The organism is Streptomyces sp. NPDC057474 (assembly GCF_042802555.1).
GTDB lineage: Bacteria > Actinomycetota > Actinomycetes > Streptomycetales > Streptomycetaceae > Streptomyces.
This window is the reverse complement of the sequence record NZ_JBHVDX010000386.1, coordinates 1-5,323: the sequence shown is the minus strand read 5'-3', so window position 1 is coordinate 5,323 and position 5,323 is coordinate 1. Positions and strand designations below refer to the sequence as shown.

At 70.6% G+C, this 5,323-nt stretch carries 5 protein-coding genes; 1 reads left to right on the top strand and 4 read right to left on the bottom strand.

Annotated elements, in window-relative coordinates; genetic code table 11:
* Window positions 1-89 precede the first annotated feature (89 nt).
* The 4 genes from ACFU53_RS46390 to lipB form a co-directional block, all read right to left on the bottom strand.
* Window positions 90-791 carry a DUF4191 domain-containing protein gene (locus ACFU53_RS46390; RefSeq protein WP_384006264.1) on the bottom strand — a complete coding sequence of 234 codons (702 nt, stop codon included), beginning with the start codon at window positions 789-791 and terminating at the stop codon, window positions 90-92.
* 153 nt (window positions 792-944) lie between these two features.
* Window positions 945-1,148: a hypothetical protein gene (locus tag ACFU53_RS46385; RefSeq protein WP_384006262.1), complete on the bottom strand. Its 204-nt coding sequence runs from the start codon at window positions 1,146-1,148 to the stop codon at window positions 945-947.
* 269 nt (window positions 1,149-1,417) lie between these two features.
* Entirely contained in the window at window positions 1,418-2,407 is a 990-nt protein-coding gene (gene lipA, locus ACFU53_RS46380; protein WP_384006260.1) for a lipoyl synthase, read from the bottom strand.
* Window positions 2,408-2,656: 249 nt separating this feature from the next.
* Window positions 2,657-3,448 carry a lipoyl(octanoyl) transferase LipB gene (gene lipB / locus ACFU53_RS46375; protein WP_384006258.1) on the bottom strand — a complete coding sequence of 264 codons (792 nt, stop codon included), beginning with the start codon at window positions 3,446-3,448 and terminating at the stop codon, window positions 2,657-2,659.
* Window positions 3,449-3,874: 426 nt separating this feature from the next.
* On the opposite strand from lipB, the gene ACFU53_RS46370 reads away from it, so the two are divergent.
* Complete coding sequence (locus ACFU53_RS46370) at window positions 3,875-5,314, top strand: regulator (protein WP_384006256.1); 1,440 nt, start codon at window positions 3,875-3,877, stop codon at window positions 5,312-5,314.
* The last annotated feature ends 9 nt before the right edge of the window (window positions 5,315-5,323 follow it).

Sequence of the window (5,323 nt, the reverse complement as noted above, 5' to 3'; positions counted from 1 at the left end):
CAACGCCCCGGCGCGCAGGGCGCCCGGAGCCTCGCGGCGGTAGCCGCACATTGGCTGGGTCGGGCGCCCCCATCGTCGTACTCGTGTCGTCAGCGGGCCTTCGGGCCGCCCTTCGGCATGCGCATGCCCTTGGGCATCGGGCCCTTGGGGAGCGGCATGTTGCTCATCAGGTCGCCCATCGCCCGCAGCCGGTCGTTGGTGGCGGTCACCTGGGGGCCGGAGAGAACGCGCGGCAGCTTGAGCATGGTCGTGCGGAGCTTCTTCAGCTCGGTCCGGCCCTCGCCGGTGCCCACGACCAGGTCGTGCACCGGGACGTCCGAGACGATGCGGGCCATCTTCCGCTTCTCGGCCGCCAGCAGGCTCTTCACCCGGTTCGGGTTGCCCTCGGCGACCAGGACGATACCGGCCTTGCCGACGGCCCGGTGCACCACGTCCTGGCTGCGGTTCATCGCCACCGCGGGGGTCGTGGTCCAGCCACGGCCCACGTTGTCCAGCACCGCGGCCGCGGCACCCGGCTGGCCCTCCATCTGCCCGAACGCGGCCCGCTCGGCCCGTCGTCCGAAGACGATCGCCGTCGCGAGGAAGGCGAGCAGGAGGCCCAGAATGCCGAGATAGATGGGGTGACCGATCAAGAAACCGATCGCGAGGAAGACACCGAAGGTGATGATTCCGACAGCCGCGAGTACAAGACCGATTTTCTTGTCGGCCTTGCGGGTCATCTTGTACGTCAGAGCGATCTGCTTGAGTCGCCCGGGGTTCGCAGCGTCCGCTGCGGGTTCCTTCCTCGCCATGACACGAAGTCTACGTGTCCGGGGAAGCGAGGACGACGGCGGTGCCGGTGGGGACCGGAGACCGGGGCAGCGCTGGGGAAGCGGCGCCGGGCGGCGGCGGTGCCGGCGTAAAGCGGCGGTCGGGCGCGAACGGGGTCGTGCGGAGGGGCTGTGTTACGAGGTGCGGGAGGCGACGGCGGCTTCGAGGACACGCTCAGCCTCGACACGGTCCTTGGCGCGGCGGCGGTCCTCCAGGACGGAGGTCCAGGCGTTGCGACGGGCGGTGCGCTGACCGCTGCTCATGAGCAGCGACTCGACGGCACGGAGTGCAGTGGTGAACGACGGGATCGCTGTGGCGCGAACGGGCGCGGCCTGCATGGGAGGTCCCCCCTCGGGATGGCTTCTCTGGCTAGGACCCTGTACCGGGCGTGAAACCAGGGTCACTGATTGGTGTTACCAGGGCGTGACCGACCGGTCAAACGACAGTGAAGCCTTGATGCGGGGCCTTTAAACCTCGACGCGGCCCCGACAGTGCCCTCATCTGCGAGGACTGTCAGGACCGCGGTCAATCAGCCATTACTGGTGAGTAGCCACTTGTGCGCAGATTCACACGAACTGATGGCACTCCGTGCCATTTGGCGTAAGGGTCAGACGGCCTGCGAGGCGACGTAGGAATCTCCCCGCTGCGGAGCAGCTGAATGACGCTGTTCGATGGCCATCTGATAGAGCCGGCCGGCGCGGTACGAGGAGCGGACCAGTGGGCCGGACATCACGCCGGAGAAGCCGATCTCGTCGGCCTCCTGCTTCAGCTCGACGAACTCCTGCGGCTTGACCCAGCGCTCCACGGGGTGGTGGCGGACGCTCGGGCGCAGGTACTGGGTGATGGTCACCAGCTCGCAGCCGGCGTCGTGCAGCTGTCGGAGCGCCTCGCTGACCTCTTCGCGGGTCTCGCCCATGCCGAGGATGAGGTTCGATTTCGTGACCAGACCGTAGTCGCGGGCCTCGGTGATGACCTTCAGGGAGCGCTCGTAGCGGAAGCCGGGGCGGATGCGCTTGAAGATCCGGGGGACCGTCTCGACGTTGTGCGCGAAGACCTCGGGGCGGGAGGCGAAGACCTCCTCCAACAGCTCCGGGACGGCGTTGAAGTCGGGCGCCAGCAGCTCGACCTTGGTCTGGCCGTCCTCGCGCCGAGCCGTCTGCTCGTGGATCTGGCGGACCGTCTCGGCGTAGAGCCAGGCGCCGCCGTCCGGCAGGTCGTCACGGGCGACGCCGGTGATGGTGGCGTAGTTCAGGTCCATGGTGACGACGGACTCGCCGACGCGACGCGGCTCGTCGCGGTCGAGCGCCTCGGGCTTGCCGGTGTCGATCTGACAGAAGTCGCAGCGCCGGGTGCACTGGTCGCCGCCGATGAGGAACGTCGCCTCGCGGTCCTCCCAGCACTCGTAGATGTTGGGGCAGCCCGCCTCCTGGCAGACCGTGTGCAGGCCCTCGCTCTTCACGAGGCCCTGCATCTTCGTGTACTCGGGGCCCATTTTCGCCCGGGTCTTGATCCACTCGGGCTTGCGCTCGATGGGGGTCTGGCTGTTCCGGACCTCCAGGCGCAGCATCTTGCGTCCGTCGGGCGCGACTGCGGACACATCGGCTCCCTGCTGATTGCTTTGGGTGGTCTTCGATTCTTCGGCGTCCACCAGCGTACGCCCGTACGGTTCTCGGTCCCCGGGCTGGGCAACCTTCGGCATCGTGGTGGCATTCCCTTCGCCCCCGCCGCCCCTACCCGTCCCTTCCCCACGTTCCGGTGCGCCTTTTCGGCTGCGGACGGGTGGGGGCTTGTCGCGCAGTTCCCCGCGCTCCTTCAGGGGCGCGGGGGCGAGGAAAGACCGGTCGGACTAAGCCGACGCCCGTTCCACCTCGCGCGGCTTCAGGTCCGCGTTCTCCAGCACATCCCGCAGGTGGCGCTCCGCCACCGGAAGGACCTCGGCGATGTCGATGTCGCGGCCCAGTTCGCCCGCGAGGGAGGCGACGCCGGCGTCGCGGATTCCGCAGGGGATGATCCGGTCGAACCACTTGTTGTCGGGGTTCACGTTGAGCGCGAAGCCGTGCATGGTGACGCCCTTGGCGACGCGGATGCCGATCGCGGCGATCTTGCGGTCCTCGCGCCGCTGCCCGGCGTTGGAGGGCGCGTACTCCGGCCCGTTCATCCGCGGGTCGAACTCGTCGTCGGTCATCCGGGGGTCGAGGTCCAGCGAGAGCCCGCCGAGCCGCCGCTCGACCGGATCGCCGAGCACCCACACACCGCTGCGGCCCTCGACGCGGTTGGTCTCCACCCCGAACTCCGCGCACGTACGGATCAGGGCCTCTTCGAGACGCCGTACGTGGGCCACCACGTCCACCGGGCGGGGGAGCTTCTGGATCGGGTAGCCCACCAGCTGGCCCGGACCGTGCCAGGTGATCCTGCCGCCGCGGTCGACGTCGATGACGGGGGTGCCGTCGAGGGGGCGCTCGTTGTCGGCCGTGCGCCGGCCGGCCGTGTAGACCGGCGGGTGCTCCAGGAGCAGCACGGTGTCGGGGGCCTCGTCGGCGAAGCGCGCCGCGTGTACCCGGCGCTGCTCGTCCCACGCCTCCTGGTACTCGACGGCCTCCGTGCCGAACCCCATGCGGACGAACCGCAACCCACTCACGGCAAGCGCCTCCCTCGGCGGCACCGCCGGGCGGCGGCACCGCGATAGTCCTGTCAGGCGCGTGACGCGCCCAAGCCACTGTACGACCGTACGACCGGGCGCTGTTCGAGCGGTCCCGGCACCGACGTCCCGCGCCGACGTCCGCATCGATCAGGCCTTCGTCGTACGAGGCGCGGGGGTGAGGCTCGGCGCCCGTCGTACGCCACGGCCGCCGGGCGTACGAGGGGCCCAGCCGGCGCACGGCGGAGGCCGACCACGTCAGCAGTGCGGCGAATCCTCACACGATCGGATGAATAGATCTGAAAGTGTGCGATCGGACGCTTACTCTCCGCTACATTCGCGCCGTTCACAAGGCCGCAAAAGGCTTCTCACCAGGCAATCCGGGAAACCCCGCCGACACCCGGAAGGCAGGAGATTGCACCGCAGATGACGGAACGACCCGCGCAGCGCACCCCCAACCGCCAGCTCGCCGCCCTCATCGCAGAAGCGGGGTTCTCGAACGCGGGACTAGCGCGCCGTGTGGACCAGCTCGGTCTCGAACACGGCCTCGACCTCAGATACGACAAGACGTCGGTCACCCGCTGGCTGCGTGGTCAGCAGCCCCGGGGGACGACACCCGCACTCATCGCCGAGGTGTTCACCCGCCGCCTCGGCCGCAGGCTCACCGCCCAGGACCTCGGACTGGACGCCTGCGCCCCCGTCTACGCGGGCCTGGAGTTCGCCGCGAGCCCCGAGGAGGCCATCGACATCGTCGGCGGCCTGTGGCGCAAGGACTCCGGCAGCCATGCCGAGCTTCGCAAGATCGCGTTCACCCCGGCCGGACTGGTCGTCCCCAGCCGCGACTGGCTGATCGGCCGCGCCGACGACCGGGTGGGCCGGGGTGATCCGAGTGTCACTCGCGTCCCCCCGCAGAGCCGCCCGGTCGTCCCCCGCCAGCGCAGCCAGACCGAGCGCGGCCCCGGCCAGAAGGTCACCGGCGGCGACATCGCCGCCCTCCGCTCGGTCGGGGAGCTGTTCCGCGCCCTCGACGACGCGTACGGCGGTGGTCACGCCCGCCAGGCCCTCGTGCGCTACCTGGAGCACGAGGCCGAGCCCATGCTGCGCGGCGCCTACGGCGAGCAGATCGGCCGACGGCTGTTCGCGGCCGCCGCCGACCTGACCCGGCTGGCCGGCTGGACCTCGTACGACATCGGCGCGCACGGGCTCGCCCAGCGGTACTTCGTGCAGGCGCTGCGACTGTCGCAGGCGGCGGGGGACCGGGCGTACGGCGCGTACGTGCTCGTCACGATGAGCCGTCAGGCGGTCTACCTGGGGCATGGCCGGGAGGCCGTGCAGCTCGCACGCGTCGCCCAGCAGGGCGTCGGGTCGGCCGTGCCGCCGGTGGTGCAGTCGCTGCTGCACTCCGTCGAGGCGCGGGGGCACGCGGTGCTCGGCGAGGTGCGGGCCTCCACGGCCGCCCTGGTACGGGCCGAGCGCGCCCTGGAGACGGCCCGCCCCGGGGACGAAGTCCCGTACTGGGCGCGGTTCTTCGACGAGGCCCAGCTCGCCGACGAGTTCGGCCACAGCCACCGCGACCTCCAGCAGTACCGGGCCGCGGCCCAGCACGCCGAACGCTCCCTGCAGTTGCGGGCGCCCGCCTACGCCCGCAGCCGCCTCTTCTGCCGCGTCGTCCTCGCCTCCGCCCGTCTGGGCCTCGGCGAACTCGACCAGGCCTGCCAGTTGGGCGCGGAAGCCGCCGGGCAGGCCGCCGAGATGCGGTCCGTACGAGCCGTGGAGTACGTCCGCGACTTCGAACGCCGTCTGGAGCCCTACCGCGACGCGGCCCCGGTGAGGGGGTACCGGGACAAGGTGGCGGCGCTGGGGTAGGCGTGTGAC